The organism is Ancylomarina salipaludis, from assembly GCF_004122035.1.
GTDB classification, from domain to species: domain Bacteria; phylum Bacteroidota; class Bacteroidia; order Bacteroidales; family Marinifilaceae; genus Ancylomarina; species Ancylomarina salipaludis.
Genome location: NZ_SAXA01000023.1, coordinates 1 through 19,579, shown reverse-complemented (window position 1 = coordinate 19,579; position 19,579 = coordinate 1). Strand labels below are relative to the sequence as shown.

At 35.8% G+C, this 19,579-nt stretch carries 17 protein-coding genes; 6 read left to right on the top strand and 11 right to left on the bottom strand.

Features of this window, described 5'->3' with window-relative positions; genetic code table 11:
- Nucleotides 1-57: 57 nt before the first annotated feature.
- The 4 genes from EO244_RS17055 to EO244_RS16250 all read right to left on the bottom strand — a co-directional run bounded on the left by EO244_RS17055 (nucleotide 58) and on the right by EO244_RS16250 (nucleotide 6,621).
- Nucleotides 58-198: a DUF4834 family protein gene (locus EO244_RS17055; protein WP_206734595.1), complete on the bottom strand. Its 141-nt coding sequence runs from the start codon at nucleotides 196-198 to the stop codon at nucleotides 58-60.
- A 319-nt stretch (nucleotides 199-517) separates the two neighbouring features.
- The gene (locus EO244_RS16260; RefSeq protein ID WP_129255746.1) at nucleotides 518-2,032 is read right to left on the bottom strand and encodes a DUF5723 family protein; all 1,515 of its coding nucleotides are present in this window, start codon (nucleotides 2,030-2,032) and stop codon (nucleotides 518-520) included.
- Nucleotides 2,033-2,050: 18 nt separating this feature from the next.
- Nucleotides 2,051-3,718, bottom strand: coding sequence for a translocation/assembly module TamB domain-containing protein (locus tag EO244_RS16255; RefSeq protein ID WP_129255745.1), 1,668 nt, complete (start codon nucleotides 3,716-3,718; stop codon nucleotides 2,051-2,053).
- Between the two features lie 140 nt (nucleotides 3,719-3,858).
- On the bottom strand, nucleotides 3,859-6,621 hold the full coding sequence (locus EO244_RS16250) for a DUF3352 domain-containing protein (RefSeq protein WP_129255744.1): 2,763 nt from the start codon (nucleotides 6,619-6,621) through the stop codon (nucleotides 3,859-3,861).
- A gap of 287 nt (nucleotides 6,622-6,908) precedes the next feature.
- On the opposite strand from EO244_RS16250, the gene dusB reads away from it, so the two are divergent.
- Entirely contained in the window at nucleotides 6,909-7,901 is a 993-nt protein-coding gene (gene dusB / locus EO244_RS16245; protein ID WP_129255743.1) for a tRNA dihydrouridine synthase DusB, read from the top strand.
- A 90-nt stretch (nucleotides 7,902-7,991) separates the two neighbouring features.
- Here dusB and EO244_RS16240 read toward each other — a convergent pair whose 3' ends face one another.
- The 3 genes from EO244_RS16240 to rbfA form a co-directional block, all read right to left on the bottom strand.
- Nucleotides 7,992-8,651 (bottom strand): hypothetical protein, encoded by a 660-nt coding sequence (locus EO244_RS16240; RefSeq protein WP_129255742.1) that lies wholly within the window; start codon nucleotides 8,649-8,651, stop codon nucleotides 7,992-7,994.
- 99 nt (nucleotides 8,652-8,750) lie between these two features.
- On the bottom strand, nucleotides 8,751-9,971 hold the full coding sequence (locus EO244_RS16235; protein ID WP_129255741.1) for an ABC transporter permease: 1,221 nt from the start codon (nucleotides 9,969-9,971) through the stop codon (nucleotides 8,751-8,753).
- Between the two features lie 49 nt (nucleotides 9,972-10,020).
- Nucleotides 10,021-10,359, bottom strand: coding sequence for a 30S ribosome-binding factor RbfA (gene rbfA / locus EO244_RS16230; protein ID WP_129255740.1), 339 nt, complete (start codon nucleotides 10,357-10,359; stop codon nucleotides 10,021-10,023).
- 242 nt (nucleotides 10,360-10,601) lie between these two features.
- Between rbfA and EO244_RS16225 the strand changes: the two genes are divergently transcribed.
- From EO244_RS16225 to EO244_RS16210, 4 genes are all read left to right on the top strand, one after another.
- The gene (locus tag EO244_RS16225) at nucleotides 10,602-12,116 is read left to right on the top strand and encodes a GH3 auxin-responsive promoter family protein (protein ID WP_129255739.1); all 1,515 of its coding nucleotides are present in this window, start codon (nucleotides 10,602-10,604) and stop codon (nucleotides 12,114-12,116) included.
- 10 nt (nucleotides 12,117-12,126) lie between these two features.
- The gene (locus tag EO244_RS16220; RefSeq protein ID WP_129255738.1) at nucleotides 12,127-12,891 is read left to right on the top strand and encodes a hypothetical protein; all 765 of its coding nucleotides are present in this window, start codon (nucleotides 12,127-12,129) and stop codon (nucleotides 12,889-12,891) included.
- A gap of 101 nt (nucleotides 12,892-12,992) precedes the next feature.
- Nucleotides 12,993-13,622 (top strand): deoxynucleoside kinase, encoded by a 630-nt coding sequence (locus EO244_RS16215; protein ID WP_129255737.1) that lies wholly within the window; start codon nucleotides 12,993-12,995, stop codon nucleotides 13,620-13,622.
- 73 nt (nucleotides 13,623-13,695) lie between these two features.
- On the top strand, nucleotides 13,696-14,310 hold the full coding sequence (locus tag EO244_RS16210; protein WP_129255736.1) for a deoxynucleoside kinase: 615 nt from the start codon (nucleotides 13,696-13,698) through the stop codon (nucleotides 14,308-14,310).
- 84 nt (nucleotides 14,311-14,394) lie between these two features.
- Here the strand turns inward: EO244_RS16210 and recO are convergent, their stop codons facing one another.
- The 4 genes from recO to EO244_RS16190 all read right to left on the bottom strand — a co-directional run bounded on the left by recO (nucleotide 14,395) and on the right by EO244_RS16190 (nucleotide 17,974).
- Nucleotides 14,395-15,123: a DNA repair protein RecO gene (gene recO / locus EO244_RS16205; protein WP_129255735.1), complete on the bottom strand. Its 729-nt coding sequence runs from the start codon at nucleotides 15,121-15,123 to the stop codon at nucleotides 14,395-14,397.
- 162 nt (nucleotides 15,124-15,285) lie between these two features.
- Nucleotides 15,286-15,858 (bottom strand): non-canonical purine NTP diphosphatase, encoded by a 573-nt coding sequence (locus tag EO244_RS16200; protein WP_129255734.1) that lies wholly within the window; start codon nucleotides 15,856-15,858, stop codon nucleotides 15,286-15,288.
- A gap of 168 nt (nucleotides 15,859-16,026) precedes the next feature.
- Nucleotides 16,027-16,851 carry a universal stress protein gene (locus EO244_RS16195; protein ID WP_164977525.1) on the bottom strand — a complete coding sequence of 275 codons (825 nt, stop codon included), beginning with the start codon at nucleotides 16,849-16,851 and terminating at the stop codon, nucleotides 16,027-16,029.
- Between the two features lie 298 nt (nucleotides 16,852-17,149).
- Nucleotides 17,150-17,974, bottom strand: a complete 825-nt coding sequence (locus EO244_RS16190; RefSeq protein WP_129255732.1) for a universal stress protein — start codon at nucleotides 17,972-17,974, stop codon at nucleotides 17,150-17,152.
- A gap of 414 nt (nucleotides 17,975-18,388) precedes the next feature.
- Here EO244_RS16190 and EO244_RS16185 point away from each other — a divergent pair, with 414 nt between their 5' ends.
- Complete coding sequence (locus EO244_RS16185; RefSeq protein WP_129255731.1) at nucleotides 18,389-19,420, top strand: glycosyltransferase family 9 protein; 1,032 nt, start codon at nucleotides 18,389-18,391, stop codon at nucleotides 19,418-19,420.
- Nucleotides 19,421-19,579 lie beyond the last annotated feature (159 nt).

Below are 19,579 nucleotides of genomic sequence, written 5' to 3'. Positions count from 1 at the left end.
TAGAAGGAACAAATTCAAACTCACAAGGAGCACTCAAATCATTCTGTCTAAAATAAATTAGTCATCTATTTCCTCAAAATCAACATAGTCGCCTACATTCTTTGTATCGTGCTTTTCTTTATGAGTCATATTCTTTTCAACAGTCACTTCGCCTTCCGGCTTTTGTTGATAGTGTTGCTGTTGTTGATTATTCTGCATCTTATCAAATGTTTTCTTCACTATAACAGGGAAGAAAGCTTTAAACAAAAATTTAAAAAGGTAATATATGATGCCTATAATTAATATAAATCTTAATAGTGCCATATGAATTTACTTGTAAATTTATAATTTGAATTCCTGATTCATTCAGGTAAAGGACAGATACAAAAATGAACATCAATCTGTTTTTCGATCTGTCAAATATCCTTTTAGCTTATAAAGCATTTTTTTCGATCAGATGCAAAGATAAGGATTTCTGCAAATAAAAAGAGCTTGTCGGGAAGGACAAGCTCTTTATTAGAATATTAGAGTCTAAATACTACTCCTCAATTTCTTTTTTCTTCTTTTTAGCCTTTTTATCGTTGAGCTTTTGCATATGCTCCAGAATCAAATCTTCCTGAATCTTACAAACATCTTTCTTTTGGGACTTTTTTCTGCAACCAAACATCATATTCATCCCGAATCTAAAGTTAGCCGTTTGAGCCGTATTGGGATTCATAGCAAGTAGATTATCACTTACTGCATAAATCTGAAAAGGGCCTAATTTTGCAGCAATACCGGCACCTACATTATTGTATGAGTTATTCACCATAGAATAACTAACAGATGCAGAAAAGTTCCGAATAACTCTTGTATTTGCCGATAGTGTTAAAGATGGACGAAGCTTCCCATTATAGATTTCGGTACGACTCACAGCGCCCACATTCATACGTTCGTTTAGCTTATAGCTTCCACCCAAATACACTTTAGTTGGTAAAGCCTTTGAATAAGAACCTGCATTGTCTCTAAATCTGAATGCATCTGAAATAGAATCTGTCAAATCTTCCATCACATCTCCAATCTCGCGATAGTTGGGATCTTTTGAATTTCCTGATTGCGACCAATCGCCACCTTTCCAATCAAAACTGGCATCCTGATACAATTCATAAGTATCGTTCCACTTAATTCCACCAATATCCAGAATACTGGCATAAAAAGTAGTTTTTTCATCGAATTGATAGGTTGCTCCTAAATCGAAAGCAAACCCCTTATTGTTGGTTCCTGAAAAGAAGGTGCCATCCATATCATCATCCAAAACATCAATATCATCAATGTAGTTTGTGCCGTCAGGATCTGTTTTTTCAGTAATATCCAAAGGCATCGACACCTTCATCAATTGCTTGGAGTGCAAACGAACCAAGTCGCCTGATGCAGATGTATAAACAGAAAGATCTGATTCATCCATGTGCATGTTAGCTACACCAAAAAGCATTTTGGCTTTAACACCCACAGTCAACTTATCTGTTACTTGCTTTGAAACACCCAAAGCTACTTCATGATAAGCCGTTCCTTCTAATCCTAAAGCACCTAAGTCGGCAGTACGCCCCATATAATTTGCATTTCCATTTTTAAGAAATGAGACCAAACCTTTATCAAAACCCAATCGGGTATCCACTTTTGAACTCATATCAAGAGTGAAAAACATTTTCTTAGCTCGTATTCCCAATGAAAAGAAAGTATAGTCGAACTGATTGGTAATGGTGTTGGTTGACTGCAGTGCATCATGAAAACTATTGATATCAACCACCAAAGAATCCTTCTGCAAACCGGTTCCATCCTTTATCAGATCATTGTAGGTAAAACCATTATTGGCATAGTTCAGATAAATTGAACTCATCCCCGGGAAACCAAGAAAAACCTTACACTCGGGTTGGATAGCCGGATTCAACTGATTGCTTTGCGGCACATTCTGCATCAGATACAGCGTATTATTCATCTTTTGTGCTGAAAGCAAGTTGCTCATGAATAATCCGACAAATAACAACAGGCTATATTTTAATCTTGTTTTGTACATCTGTATAAAAACTTTGGGTTATTTAGATAGATCGACTTGTGCATTTACCGAAATCGAAAACTTCAACTTATCCGATCCTTTAAGTTTTACGGATTGTTTTCCTTCATCATAAGTGCTCACGGCTGCCTTGATAATAATGTTCTCAGTATCGTTCAAACTCTTAATCTGATCTTCGGATAATTCAATTGTATTCACAACTTCCTTTACAGTAGAAGGATCAACTTCACCGTTAGCTGTTACACCAGCAGCATTTATAATACTTTCATTGGAAATTGTAGAAAGCACTGTATAACTAGCATCCGTAAGAAATATATTTTCAATCTTCACATCCAAAGGCAAGCCATTTTCTGAAGTAATGATCAAGGCTGCTTTCACAATTTTTTCAGCATCACTAATATCAACCTCATCAATTGTATCTGAGATACTTAAATTATCTGCTTTAAAATCCATAGGGATATCCATCTCCAGGTCAGCAGTAATGGATGATGTTCCTGAAATGATGTTGATATTATTACCTGCTGCAAGCGGATCATATCTTGTTCCATCTAAATTTCGATTAATTCGAACCGAACCCGAATAAGTAATGTCTCCGGATGGTGGCAAAGCCATAAAAGGAACAATCTGCGAATTGTCTTTATTGTACGTGATTGAAGCTTCGATACCTGCTAAAACATCCGCTTCTGTTGTTGGATAAGCAGGCAACTGATCATCAGGATCAAGACTTAGAGTCTCACCATCAGTGTTTGAACCTGTCATATTAGCCGAAACCAAAAATGGCACACCTACTGTATTATTGAACATGAGACTAATTCGAGGATCTGCGAATGTGAAGTTTCCATCAATATCATCCCAAAAATCAACGCCCATATCAATAGTTCCGGATCCAACATCAATGGTCTGATCTCCAAAATCTCCTTTAGCTAATTTGAATGCCAGTCCACCAAATTGATAGCCAATTTCAAGATCGTTTCCATTACTCCTTATTGTTCCGGATGCATCAGCAAGAATGGTAACTCCAAAACTAATATGCAAGGTGTTATTGATTGAAGGACTTGGAAAGGTGAATTCTAAATCAGTCAAATCCCAGTCAAAGGTTTGACCATTCGCATTAGGTATAATATCAAAATCCTTACTAAGAGGATTAACACCACCAACACTACCTTCGTCCAATGTTACAGTAAGCTTAATAGCTTTATCAACCGGATTGGATACGGTGAAACTCACCTTAGTATCCAGCTTTAATTTTGTCAGAATAATGTCTGTACCATCAGCCTTAATATTAAACCCCTTTGTTGTAGATGCAAGAGTTTGATCAGACGGAAAAGGAATAGAGACAGTTGGATAGTCTGACATATCAAATGTTGTAGAGTAAGGATCCTGAGTTGGAAATGTCAAAACCTCATCAGTTCCATAGCTAAAGATATCTTTCTCAATATGTTTAATATGAATTAAACCATCATCACCAAGAATAATTGTCTGATCCGCTTCGAGTTCCTCATGTTGGTTCAGAAGATACCAAAGACTATATTCTCCGTATCCTATCGGGGCGACAAAATTGGGCTGCCAATCAACTTTATCAGATAATCTATCGAAATCATAGTCATCAGAATCGACGCATGATTTAAAGGGCATAGTCAGGAAACAAAACAAGACCAGCAAGATGGGGATTCTAATTTCTCTTTTCATTATACTAATGGTTTTATGTGGTAATTACATATTTTAATACGATCTAAGAATCAGCAAATCTACTCATCCTTTTTCTAAAAAAACAATATCTCCACAAATTAACTCACACCATAAAATAGGCTTTTTGTCATAAAAAAGAGCTATTTAACGGAATAATTTAACAAAAAATTCCGGTTATCACAAGTAAACAAGTGGAAACCTTTTTGTAAACCATTTGAAAAAGCAATTGAAAAAGCGGTATTCCCCTTTAAAGGAAAACCTTTATGATTCTGCCCATTCATTTTAATCAGGTGGATTTCGTTATCCCCCTTAAGACAAATTCCAATTTCAAAATCGCGTGGCGAAAACTGATAAACAGCGGGAGAATCCGAAATTGAGGAATTAAATTCCAAATTCAGCAGAGTAGAACCATTAGCATCAAATACATTTAATGTCCGATCATGACTCACAATGTATTCCGATTCGCCATCGGCATTGATATCGCTGGCAATAAAATAATGATCTTTACCTAAATTTGACAATGTCTTCGTTTCAACCTTGCCATCCATATAGAAATATTGGATATTTCCTTCCCTATCAGTTGTCACAATTCGGTCAGAATGTTTCGATGTAGCCAGCTCAAGATAAAATGCATTAAGTCTTGATTTTGAAATTTGTTTCTGAGGTTTTAATCGAACCTGCCCTCTCCTATTTAGAAAATAAACACGATACTCATCGGCAAAAACAATATAGTCTTTACTCTTAATTCGGAAGTGTTGAATTTCACTGATGATTGGGTTTTCCGCTTTTTTAAATTTCCATCCATCAAGTAACTTCCCATCTTTAGAATAAGCATAAATTTTTCGGTCCTCACCCGGTATAAAAATTCGATAGTTCCTGTTATTACTGTAATCAAAAACTGAAGCACCACGTACCGCCTTAGATCTTAATAAGACAGGATAATTCGCAACATCATGCCCTTCACGATCAATTAAATGCAGCTTGTTCTCTGTAACAAACAGATACTGTAGCTTGTTGTTTCGAAACACATCAATTTGGCAAACTTCACCCACAATTGGCGAAGACAAAGGTTTTTTCCATAGAATTCTACCTGAAGCCGGATTAATCAGGTAAAGCTGATTCTTTAAGTCCTGAACCAAAATTTCTTTCTCCTGTGTGTAATGATTCTTAACCAAAAAAGGCTTGTGTACAAATGCTGTATCAAGTCGAGATTCCCAAACAGTCTGAGGAGCCAACTCCAAGACCGGGTTGTGCTTCACAAAAATATTATTGTAGATCAAATCTTCATTAGCACTCATCTGAAAACCAATAGCCTGGAATTTATTCAGTTCTTCGCTATGCTCCTGTATGCATTCTGTAAGATCTTCATTCAAGAAACTTGCGATCACCTTATTGGCACGAGGCATATTTGTATAGAAAAAGAAGTTCGCTTTATTTGACAAATACTCCTTACTTTCATCAAAAACAGGATCTTTATCCAAAGTTTTTCTTAGAAACGAAGCATGAACAAATTCAGACAATTGAGCTTTACTCTTACCAAAAATCAGATAATTATCGAAAATCGTAACATAAGTCGTTGGTGCTCCTTTGAATAAACGACCAAATATTTTTTCAAGAATCACATCGTCCGGCATTCTATACACATCAAACTTAGTGGCACCATCAAGTTTAAAACTTGTTGAATAATACGACAGACTGCGCTGATTCATTTCTGCATAGGCAGTTAGCATCTTTATAATTTTCTCTTTGGCAGCACTAGCCGATTTTGTCCTGATTATAGAAAATTGCTGATCACTCTGATTATCCAAATAGACCAGAGCAATCTCTTTGTGTACAATTGAATAAATCAACTCTTCAAAATCAGTTCCTGTCTTATCCTTTAAGCGTTTCAATCTCTCCAAATATCCTTCCAGACCATTGCTGCCTTCAAGAAACCGACGATAAGCTTCTTTGTGCTGCTGAGGATTATTCAATCCTAAAATTGCAACCAAACCAGAGTTTCCCGGCAAAACAGATTCCAGTTCCATTTTTACCGCATCCTGCTTCATAAAAACGTTCAGGTAGTTTTTTTCCGCACTATCTGAATATGAAAAACCATTCAATAAAACCAGATGGTCTCTAAAACTTAAATCCAATTCTGCCCAATTCCCCATGTGAGAATAATTGCTCATATGCGATTTTATTCCCTTCTCAAAAAGAAATGCAAGCTGCTTTTGACATTTTTTAAGATTGAAATAAATATTGGCATCTACATTTTCACCCTTTGTTTTAAAAACCTGATTGAATCCTTTGGATTCACTTATCGATCCTGACTCTCCAAGTTGTCGAACAGAATTTTCAAGGTAAATCATTGATGAACTCAATAACATCAATCCTTTCGAGAAACAAAAATGGAGGAATTTCTTTTCTGTACTGGTCTTAATTGTATACAGATTCAAACCGTTATATTCTCTGCTTACAGGCTCTTTATCAGAGTTAAACTTATTTAAAATGAACGTCTGAATTCTTTTTTCTTCAAGATAGCTTCGCACGGGAAGCACATAAAGATATTCAATCTGATTCTTGCCCATAATCTGACTCGCAATCGACAGCGATCTGTTCAAATCGAATTCAGAATCTGAAGACGAATCGTTAATCAAAGCTGAAAGTTGCTTCAGATTCTTATCTATTTTGCCAAAAGCATCAAACTGACACAGTTCTTTCCAAACGCCTTTATTTTTTTCAAGTTTTGAAATCAGGTTCTCAACATCATCAAAATGAATCATAATTTCAGAAGAAGCAGGAATAGACAGAAAGTGATTGCTCGTCTTATATTCTTTTTGTTTTTGCATATAGAAATAGGCCATTGCGAGAACTCCAACAAAAAATATGGCCAATAGGGGAATCAAACTTTTTTTTAACATACAAACAGTTTTTTCTCTAGCAAATTTTAAAGATTAAGAACAAAATTAACAATTTATACTAAAACAGCATGATACATTTTAGCATGCTTTTAGTTAAAAACCAGATGCTTTATGAATCCTATTTTTAATTAAAGGATCTGTTATATCTTTGCAGTCAAATAAAAAACATCAATATTGGTTTTAGAATGTTTAAATTCAGAGCTACTGTCTGTGATTCTTGAGAAGACTATTCCAAACAAATATTGAGTTTTTCAATCAAAAGTGCTTGTTCTTAATTAGGTTATAAAGTGAAGATAGGAAATTTAGATTTAGGGAATCAACCCGTTTTGCTGGCACCCATGGAAGATGTGACCAACCCACCCTTTCGTTTGTTGTGTAAACAATATGGCGCCGATTTGATGTATACCGAATTTGTGTCATCAGATGCATTGATTCGATCAGTCAATCGCACCATGAAGAAATTAACCATTTTGGATGAAGAGCGTCCGGTTGCGATTCAAATTTATGGAAAAGAAGTGGATGCCATGGTGGGTGCTGCTAAAATTGTAGAACAGGCCAATCCTGAATTTATCGATATCAACTTTGGTTGCCCGGTCAGAAAAGTAGCTACAAAAGGTGCGGGTGCAGGAATGCTACAGAATATTCCTTTGATGCTGAAAATAACCGAAGAGGTTGTGAAAGCAGTGAATATTCCTGTTACAGTAAAAACCCGATTGGGCTGGGACGAAGATTCAAAAATTATTGTCGATTTGGCTGAAAAACTGCAGGACACTGGCATACAAGCTCTAACTGTTCATGGTCGTACCCGATGTCAAATGTACACGGGTGAAGCCGATTGGGATTTAATTGGTCAAGTTAAAAACAACCCTCGTATGCACATTCCTATTATCGGGAATGGCGATATCACCAATCCGATCAAAGCTAAAGAAGCATTCGACAAATATGGTGTAGATGCCATTATGATTGGACGAGCAGCCGTTGGGAAACCCTGGATTTTCCGTGATGTAAAACACTATCTGCAAACCGGCGAAATTCTGCCACCGGCAACCGTATCGCAACAAGTTGAGATGTTAAAACAACAAATTGATGCAGCCATTGATTGGATAGACGAAAAACGAGGTATCCTACATATGCGCCGCCATATGGCTGGCATGTTTAAAGGGCTTTACAACTTTAAGCAAACTCGAATCGAAATGCTTCGCTCAGGAAATTACGATGAACTCATGCTGATACTCGATCGTATTTCAGAACAATGGGGAGAAGATATTTCTGAAGATTAATTTCAAATTTACATTAATCTAATAGCATAAAAAAAGCTGGCCAAGTCGAAAGACTAACCAGCTTTTATTATATCATTAATCGGACAGATACTACTCTAACAACTTGGGTAACTCGTTTACAAAGTATGCAGGATTGGTAACTTTATACTCTTCGCTACGCTTAGTCCAGGTCATCGTTGCCTTAGTTACAATACTTGATTGCAACAATGCAATTTGTTCCAAACTCAAATTCAGTTTAGTCTTATAGGTTGAAAAACCATACTTTTCGTATTCTTTTGGCTCAAATTCCTCGCTATAAACCAAATCAACAAGCTTTCCTCCCATCAATTCAAGGCTAATTTTGCATCCTTCCTTAATGTAACCGAAATAAGAAAATCCTTCACCAGTCATTACTTTCCAGTCAATTAACAATTTAACCTTGCCATCCTTAGACACAAGAGCCATATCCGCATTAACTATATTCTTGTCTTTAAAATATTTTTTAAGCTTGGCACTCGGCCCATTTATAAAATTTAGCTTCTCTGTTTCAGCGTCCTTAAGTTCGATTTTTGAATTGATTACGCTTGGTTTTGGAGCTATAGCTTCCACCTCTGAATCAGCTTTTACATTGGGGGTTTCATCCACATATTTCCAGGTACCATTATCGAATAAGACAACAACCCGACCAGAGTTTGTTTTGGCTATTTGTTGAGCTTGCACAGTCATAGCTATACCAGCAAAAAAGAAAATAAAAAGAAAAATTCGAATCATATCGTTTAATTTTTAGTCTTGAATTACAATCATTTTAGTAAATCCTAATGTCCGGTTCTAAAGTATTGGCTTACGCTAATTAAAATCCCCAATGGTGTATTATCTCACATTTAAAAACTTGCGAGTTAGATAACGTACGGGCAAACGAGAAGCCAGATAACCAATAATCACAACCGTTACAAAAACAATCAGAATATCGAGAAATTCCATACTAACCGGATATTTTGAGAAAATAAAACTATCAGGACCTGTAATTTTAACGAAACCAAACTTAATCTGTAAAACACAAACCAAAATTCCTAATACTGTACCTATCACCGCTCCCAAGAGAGAAATAAGCCAACCTTCAATCAAGAAAATTCTTTGAATTAGTGTTTTATTTGCCCCAATACTTCTTAATGTTTCAATATCGTTTTGTTTGTCGATAATCAACATACTAAGCGAACCAATAATATTGAATGAGGCAATAACCAAAATAAATGCCAGTATAAAAAAGATAGCTGTCTTTTCCGACTGCATCATTTTAAAGAGAACATCATGCTGCTGAAAACGATTTTTCACCACAAAATTCTCTCCCAAAAGATTTTGAATTGATGCCTGAACCTCATCAGACTGATCAATATCCTTAAGCTTTATTTCGATGGCAGAAACCTCTTTTTTCCTACCAAACAATCGGCGTGCAAAAGACATGGGAACCAATACATATTGAGAATCGAATTCTTCCTGAATGGTGAAAACACCTTTAGGAAAGAGATGATCAACAGTAAAAGCATCCATGGGGTTATGCCCTATTTTTGCATCCCGGCGAGGGACATAAAATTTGATGGGATCAATAAAATTCAGGCCGACACCCAAATTCGCAGCCACACCATATCCCAACACGGCATATTCGCGATTGCCTTGCTCCAAAATAAATTTTCCGTCAGGCATCATGGTATCAATCCCTGTCATCAGAGCAAAATCTTCACTAACGCCCTTCACAATAGCGGGACGCTGACGATTAGCATATTTCAAAAGAGCATTATCTTCAAGGGCTTCTGCATAAAACAGCACCTTATCCATCTCTTTGATTTGAGCAAACTTGGGGGAATCAGGAATAAATGTTTTGCCTGTTACGGGTAAAATCTTAAGATCGGGATCGAAACTTCCAAAAAGATCACTAACTAAAACATTCAGACCATTAAACGCTGACAAAACAATGATTAAAGCCATTGTACCCAAACTCACACCAACAACCGATATCATGGAGATGATATTGATTACATTCTGTTTCTTTTTTGAAACAAGATAACGCTTGGCTATGTAGAAAGGTAAATTCAAATACGTGACTTAAAAAGGATCGTCTGAATGATTTAATTGAAACACCGTATTATTTATCCAAAAGGGAATCAATATTGGCGATATAATCCAATGAATCGTCAACATAAAAACTTAGTGCAGGAACAACTCTCAATTGTTTCCCCACACGATTCCCCAACAAACGACGCAAATTTTTCGTTTGTATCTTCACCTCTTTCAAAACTGATTCGGCCTGATCCGAAGGAAAAATACTCAAATAAACCTTTGCCAGCCCCAAGTCAGGACTAATTCTTACACGTGTAACAGAAATCATCTTCCCCTGAAAAAGATTACGGGATTCCATCTGAAAAATCTCACTCAAATCTTTTTGTAACAATCTTGATATCTTACTCTGTCTGGTTGATTCCATTATATATAATTTTCTTTGTTTCTAATTTATCTTGGCAAAGATAAGGATTAATCTAGAATAGATAGTATGGCTTTAGTATTCAAGATTTTTATTTCAAAAAAAATCTGTTGTGAAACAAAAAACAATACTTATTGAACAAATATATCACCTATTTTGGTCTAATAAATCAAACTTTTAACAAAATAAATTCCCTATATTTAAACTTATAATTTACCAGTTATTTGCTAACGATAAGTTTATATATGCCTCTAATTAATTCCATTGTTTCCTGGTTTAATACCAAACGTCTTTCGGAAATTGATTTCGCGAAAAAATACCCCATTGAAACCCAACATGAAGTTTTAACCAAGCTTCTAGATACTGCCAGAAATACAGAATGGGGAAACAAATACGACTTTCAATCGATTAATGCCCTTAATCAGTTTAAAGAACGTTTACCCATTCAAACTTATGAAGACATTGAACCCTACGTAGACAGATTGCGTCAGGGGGAACAGAATATTTTATGGCCCAGCGAAATAAAATGGTTTGCCAAATCATCAGGGACAACCCATTCTAAAAGTAAATTCATTCCGGTCAGTAAAGAAGCCATGGAAGACTGTCACTTTAGAGGTGGCAAAGATATATTAGCGCTATACACATCCCTCTTCCCTGAAACAGGTATCCTAAAAGGTAAAGGTCTCACTTTAGGTGGATCGCATCAGATAAACAACCTCAGTAATGAATCGTATTTTGGTGATTTATCAGCCATTTTGATTCAAAATTTACCTTTCTGGGCTCATTTTATCCGCACACCGGATTCAGCCATCGTTCTTTTGGATGAATGGGAAGAAAAACTCAATAAAATGACCGAGGCAACTCTCAACGAGAATGTCACCAGTCTTTCAGGGGTTCCCTCCTGGTATTTGGTTTTACTTAAACATGTCCTGAAGGTTAGCGGAAAACAAAGTATACACGATATCTGGCCTAACCTGGAACTATTTGTGCATGGGGGTGTCTGTTTCGATCCTTACCGCAACCAATTTAACTCGCTACTTGCTCCTGAAAAAATGAATTATATGGAAACCTATAATGCATCTGAAGGTTTTTTTGGTATTCAGGACGATTTGAATGACGAAGCCATGTTACTCATGCTTGATTATGGCATCTACTATGAATTTATTCCTTTTGAAAATATTAATGATGAAAATCCTAAAGTCCTAAGCCTTGAAGATGTTGAATTGCATACCCATTATGCCATCATTATTACAACCAATGGGGGCTTATGGCGTTATCAAATTGGGGATACAATTCGCTTTACTTCCTTAAAACCCTATAAATTTAAAATATCAGGTCGAACCAAACTTTTTATCAATGCCTTTGGTGAGGAAATTATTATCGATAATGCCGAAAAAGCCATGCAAACAGCCTGTACAAAAACAAATGCCATCATAAAAGATTATATTGGGGCACCTATCTTTATGGATAACAACAGAAAAGGGGCACATCAATGGCTGATTGAATTCGAGAAAGCTCCGGTAAACATTGATGAATTTAACTATATGCTTGACAATGCTCTAATGAATCAAAACTCGGACTACGAGGCAAAGCGATATAAAAATATTACTCTGGATAAACCTGTTATTACGATCGCCCGTCAAGATTTGTTCTACGATTGGTTAAAGAAAAAGGGTAAATTAGGCGGACAAAATAAAGTGCCGCGTTTAGCCAATAACAGAGACCTGATTGATGAAATTCTAGACATGAATCAGATTTAAAACGAAAATAATGAAGTTCCTAATTAACATTCTGTGCCTTATAAGCTCACTCGAAATTTGTGCTCAGAAAAACCATCAGTTTCTTGAAGTTGATCATCTGGGCAACATCTATACAACTGACGGGAACGAACTAAAAAAATATTCTCCGGAGGCTGAACTTGTATGCAATTTCTCTGATGCCCTACTGGGTGATATCACGTCTGTTGATGTCTCAAATCCACTTCGGCTGCTCTTATTTTACAAAGAATTCAATCAAATTTTATATCTCGATCAAACTTTAGCACCTATCGTAGATCCGATTGATCTGTACAACTATTCCAGCAATGAGAGTCAGCTTTGCTGCAATGCCTCATCCAGTGGATTTTGGATCTATAACGATGAAGACAATCAAGCTTTTAAAATCTCAAATCAAGCCGAAATTTTAAACAAAAGCAGTCTGCTATCTTCCTACTTCAAGAAAAAGACACCTACCAAAATGGCAGAATATAATGAGCAGCTTTATTTTCTTATACCCTCGGAAGGAATTTTGATCTTAAATAAATTTGGTCAATTTGTTCAGCAAATTCCCCTACCCAAAATAGAGGCATTTTGCTTTAATAATCAAAAACTCGTTTATTTAAAAAATGGGATCTGGTTTTCATACAATCCATTGACCACATCTGATTCAAATCTTTATGAGTTGAAAAATTCAGAACACAGTCAAAGCCAAATTCATGACAATAAAATCTACATTCTTTCGGCAAATCAAATCTCAATAAAAAAGCTAAACCCCTGATACAAAACTGCTCTGATTTTAATCAAAAAACTAGAAGTTGTATTCCTGAAAATTATTCTTAATTTTAGTTGAATTTTTCAAAAATAAAACTAAACATAACAATGCATATTGCTGTTGCAGGAAATATTGGGGCTGGCAAAACGACTTTAGCCGGGTTGCTTTCAAAACACTATGGATGGGAAGCTCATTTTGAGGATGTTGATGAAAACCCTTATTTAAATGATTTTTACGAGGATATGCAGCGTTGGTCCTTTGCACTGCAAATTCATTTTTTAAACTCACGTTTCAACCAGGTTTTAGCCCTGCGTCAATCAGGGAAAAAAATCATTCAGGATAGAACCATCTATGAGGATGCTCATATTTTTGCGCCCAACTTGCATGCAATGAATTTAATGCCTGAGCGTGACTTTCACAACTACAAAGCCCTTTTTGAGGTTATGAGTGGTTTGATTCAAGCGCCTGATTTGCTCATTTATCTTCGCGCATCTATCCCAACTTTGGTTGAGCATATCCAGGACAGAGGACGGGAGTATGAAGAAACCATCCGACTAGATTATCTAAAACGTCTGAACGAACGTTACGAAGCGTGGATCTCGAGTTATGACAAAGGCAAGTTGTTGATTATTGATGTTGATAATATTGATTTTCTTGGGAATCCTAAAGATTTAAGTGAGGTGATCACAAAAATTGATGCTAATCTTCATGGCCTTTTCGCCGATAATTTAGTTTAAATATACTTTTGCATCTCAAACTGCAAATTTTATCCGATACCAATCGGATTTACAATCAGAAAAAAATATCGCTATGCATATCGCAATTGCTGGAAATATAGGCTCCGGAAAAACCACACTTACCGAACTTCTTGCCAAACAATATGGCTGGGAAGCCCATTTTGAAGATGTTGATGAAAATCCCTATTTGAATGATTTCTACGACAACATGCAACGTTGGTCCTTCAATCTTCAGATTTATTTTCTAAAGAGTCGGTTTACACAAATCATGGATATTCGAAAGTCCGGTCGCAACATTATTCAGGATAGAACCATTTATGAGGACGCTCAAATTTTTGCACCCAACTTATTTGATATGGGTTTAATGTCAGAGCGTGATTTCAATAACTACTCAAAACTGTTCAAACTGATGGGCTCGATGATTCAGGCTCCTGATTTATTAATCTATTTGCGTTCTTCAGTTCCAACTCTGGTTGATCAAATTCAAAAAAGAGGTCGGGAATACGAAGAAACAATTCGTCTGGATTACCTTAAAAATCTGAACAATCGCTACGAAAACTGGATTAAAGAATATAACAGTGGAAAGCTCTTAATTGTGGATGCAGACAATATCGATTTTCTCAAGAATCCAAACGATTTGAATGCCATTATGGATCAGGTTGAGGCCCAAATTCACGGTCTGTTTTAAAAGAAATCAATAGCAAAAAACACAAAAGCTTCAAAATCACATTCGGTGTGGTTTTGAAGCTTTTTTTTTATCTCTCAAATTCAATTAGTAATCATTCAAATCCTCAAATATGGCAAATGATTTTAATTTGGTAAACCCCGGACTGTGCAAGGCATAAATATTTAAAATCCCCCTCAATAGCAATTTCAAATCATCTGAAGAGATATCCATCTGATCAATCAAACTCAGTTGTGTTTGCAATAGCTGATGAAACAAGTAACTGACTGCCTGACTCAAACAATGCGCATGTCTATTTTCAAGCGAAACAAATACCGCATTATCCAAATCAAAAAACGGTTTCGCATCTGACCAGTTATCATGTGGATAAAAACCCAAAAAACGGGTTAGGTTCATTAAAAAATTGAGGTGATAAGCTCTGGGAATATCTTCTACTTGTATAAGATAAGTGATGTGATCAGCTAAAAAACCAAACAGCTGAGTATCGCCTTCCTCTTCTTTAAGAACTTTAGATAACACCTCTGCTAAAAATAATACCAAAGGATTCTTATGCGCTTCAAAGTTTAAGTGGGGTGTTATTTCAGAGAACTGTGCCTCCTTAATCATCTGCAAGTTCTTTCCGTCTCTGTGAGACACATTCATATCCAACAAAAAAAGTGGTTGGAAGAGATTGAGTTTCGTTCTCGATTTCTTCGATCTGCCCCCCTTAATCATATAGCTCTGCCTACCGAATTTTTCGGTATAGGCATGCACTATAAGGCTTGTATCACCATATTTTACACAGGCTAGTATGACAGCTCTTGTTTTATGAAGCATTTCTATAAAATAGATTCAAGATTATCGAAAAGCATTAATATTACTTAGAACTTAAACTTTAAATAAAGACTTTTAAAATTAACCATATCAATCAACCAGCCTCACCTAACATCCGTAAGAACTAAGACTATAATGATCAATAATAAAAGGAATTACAAAATCTTATTTAAGCAAATATTCAACTAATTTACGTACCGCATTTCCTCTGTGGCTTATCTTATTTTTATCAGAAAGAGACATTTCGGCGAAAGAAACATCGTATGATTCCGGTTGAAATATAGGATCATAACCAAAACCATCTGTTCCCTTTTCTTCAAATAAGATTTCACCATTCACAATACCCTCGAATTGCATTTCTTCCCCATCAATAATCAAAGAAATCACTGTTCTGAATCGAGCTGATCGTTCATCAATTCCTTCAAGTTTATCCAAAACCTTTCTCATATTGTCCTTAGAAGATCGGGCACTACCGGCATAACGTGCAGAATAAACGCCTGGTTCATTATTCAAGGCTTTAACTTCTAAACCTGTATCATCGGCAAAACAATTCAATCCAAATCTTTCATAGATGTAATGGGCTTTCTGACTGGCATTTTCTTCAAGTGTTTCATGATCCTCAGGAATTTCGTCCTGACAATTGATATCTGATAAACTCAGAACCTGAAATTCATCTCCAAGCATATTTTGAATCTCAGTAAGTTTGTTTTGGTTGTTGGTTGCAAATACCAGCTTCATATTTAAAATTTTAATCGGTTTCTAATCTATTTCAAAGATAATGGCATTCTTCAAAAATCCTGTGCTTCATAAAAACTTAGATTTGAATTCAACTAAAATCAGTTCGGTTTTTACGAAAAAAAAATCCCGATTCAAAAGAATAGGATTTAATCAACCAATATTTTAATTCTATTTAAAAGGTGTAAACTTCCATAAACCTGGTGTAGGCGTGATACACATAACCGGTATTTTCTCACTATTCGCGATCAAATAATGACTTTTAGGGGTTGTGAAGAAACTTCTGTATCCGCCGGCTTTTTTGGTTAGATTCAAAATTAAATCAACACCAAATTTGCGGGAAAAATTGACGATGGAATTATTAAAATCATAAATACTAAAGCATTCCGTTTCAAAATCAATTTTCTCATTCTTTAGAAAATTCTTTGCAAAAGAAACATTACTAAATATCTTTTTATTCTGTCCAGACTCCTCAAATTCAGGGTATGCCAGATAAACTTTGAGGTGCATAAATCTGGATAAGAATGAAATCCATCTCAATAAAAGTTTACTCTCCTTTCTTTGATCAATAGGACAAACTATAGAAAACGTGCTTCGGGGATGCTTGGGCTTTTGAACCACAACAGATGGAATAACCGCCCCTGAAAGAACATTTAAAATATTTGTTCCAATATATTTCTGAATGCCTTTAAACCCATCAATCCCAACAAAAATCATTGCGGCTTGATGTTTATCAGCGGCTTTTTTTAAGCCTGAGTGAAAACTTCCCACTTCAACTATAGTGCTAACTTGTTTTCCTTTTTTTTCTAAAACATCGGCAGCTATAGCATCGAGCTTACTTTTAGTTTCTTTAACAAGGGATTTCTTTTTAACAACATAAATCAAACAAATATCAAGCTTACTTTTCGACGAATAAAACAAAGCATGATCCAAAGCATACTCAGATACTCCCTTAAAATCCCATGGTACAAATATTGTTTTTCCGTCTTCTATCATCTTTTGTTTTTTTAGAATTTTCTTAAAACGAACGCTAATCGATACATGCATTTTACATGACAAACTGGCCTAAAATAGCCTGCTTTTAAGCAAATCCATTGATCACAATCCACGCTTTTGCATAAAAGTTGAGCAGCATAAATCTAACAAAACAAAAAGGAATATCAAAAACAATATTTAATCTTATGCATCAAATAATGCTCACGAATATGCTCATAATTAAAGCACCCCACCTTATTCCAAAAGAAAAAGGATTACGATTCAATAATCATAATCCTTAACTAATATAGAGTCAATCTTATTTGTAATTCCCATACAACCACAGATCTTTTCGTGGACTGATACACAATACAGGAATCTTCTCTTTATTGGCAAGTAAATATTGAATTTTGTCCACAAAAAAGTAATTCTGAACTTTGGGTTGTCGATTGGTTATGGTCAAAATCAGATCTGCTTGTTTTTCCTTGGCGTAATTAATAATTGCATTATTAAATCCTTTAGCATCAAGTTTCACTTCATCATAAATCATCCTAAGACCTCTCAAATAATTTTTAGAAAAGTTGACATTAGCCTTCGTTTTTAATCTTTTCTCAGGCATTTTATATTCCGGATAAACCAAAGAAATATTGGCTCCAAATAATCTTGCCAGATAAGTCACCCAATACAAAACCTCTTTGCATTCTTTACGCGAATCAATTGGGCAAACTAAGGTGAAACGACGATGCTTTTCTCGGGGAGCCTGCACAATCACAAATGGAATTACAGAATTTGTAATGGTTTTCAGAACATGACTACCAACATAATTCTGAATACCCCTGACCCCATGAGTTCCTATAAATACAACCTCAGCTGATATTTCAATCGCAGCTGCTTTTAAACCAGACGACACGCTTCCAACCCGCACCATCATATCTACACGCTTACCTCTTGTGTGATAAATATGATCGACCTCTCTTTGCAATTTAGCTTCTATTTTTCCAATATCAGATTCACGTCTTACAATATGGATCAAACAAACTTTTAAATTGGTTTGATAGGCATAAAACAAGGCATGATCTAAAGCAAGTTTAGAATACTCAGAAAAATCCCAACCAACCACTATTGCTTTCCCTCTCTCTTTCATATCAGTAGGATTTAATGTTAAAAAAACCTAACTGAAAGATACTAAAGAAGGGCTCTCTTCAAATTTCTATCTTGTCATAAATCAATCTGTTCCAACCCCTCATCATCTCCCCTTAAGCTCTGATATATAAAATACTAAGACTCCCTCAGTTTCCAAAGAACATTTTGACGACGAAATAAAGATTTAACCCCAAACGATCGATTCAATCCATAACAATTCACTTACAAATTGAATATTCCCCCTCGATACATGTAACTCTAACCTCTCCCAGCCTTTACAGATATCGAAATAAAGGTGAAAATCTGATTTTGATGAATGTTGAATTTTGTTTTCAGAAAACCATTCGCTTGAGAATAATAAAGCTTTTGAAAAAAAACTTTCTAATTTTGTCTCTCAAGCTAAAAAAAAGAATCAATGCCTAAAAAATTCCTCATTATTCGCTTCTCTTCCATTGGCGACATTATTCAATGTATGACTGTTGTTGATGGTATTAAAAACCACTACCCCGATGCTGAAATACACTGGATTGCCCGAAAAGATATGTCTTCGTTTCTGGCTATGGACAATCGTATTGCTAAGATTTGGGGTTTCGACAGAAAAGCAGGATTTAAAGGACTGTGGAAACAAGCTCAGGAATTAAAAAAGGAAAAATTCGATTACATATACGATGCCCATAGTAATATTCGCTCTATCGTTCTAAAAACTGTACTTATTCCTCGTTGGAAAAGGTGGTTCGGCATAGGCCCCAACTATGCTCTCCGTAGCAAGGACAGAATCAAACGCATCCTTTTATTTAAATTTCGAATCGATAAATTTCCAATGCCATTCAGAGGCATGCTATCCTTTAGAAAACCTCTCCAGAAATGGGGAATTACTGATTTTACCATCAACAAAACTGATTGGTATTTCCCTGAGGATCTTAAAGAAAAAATTAACTCAAGTATTGTGAATTTTAAGGATAAGGATGATCGAAAACTAATTACACTTGTCCCTTCTGCGGCTTGGCCTATGAAACGCTGGCCCGTTGGACATTGGCAAAAACTCATATTGAATCTACCCAATTACAAGTTTCTAATTTTGGCCGGGCCCGATGATTTATTTTGCAAAGAAATTCAAGATACAGCACCCGACCGGATACTGAACCTTATGGGTAAAACCAATCTGCTCGAATCCTGTTATCTGGTACAAAAATCCCAACTGGTAATCTCAGGAGACACGGGCTTTCTTCATGCTGCAGATAAATTTGGCATCAAAGGCCTGTCATTGATGGGACCAACTGCCTTTGGGTTTACAAGTGGTGAGCAAATTAAAACTTTGGAAGTTGACCTAAAGTGTCGCCCCTGTACCAAAGATGGATCTGGCAGATGCTCACAAGATGTGTATCAAAAATGCATGATTGACATTACTCCTGAATGGGTAGCCAGAGAGGCTTTAGAAATGATCTGATTCGAAAAAATCTAAAAAGGCGTCATAATACTGGATCACTGGTAAAAGTTGGGTCTGCTTTAAATTGATCATATCTTTGGGAGCTTCAATTTAAAACCATTAACCTCTTATGCAAAAATCCTTATTATCACTCTTTTTCCCAGAGGGTCTTTTAAATTA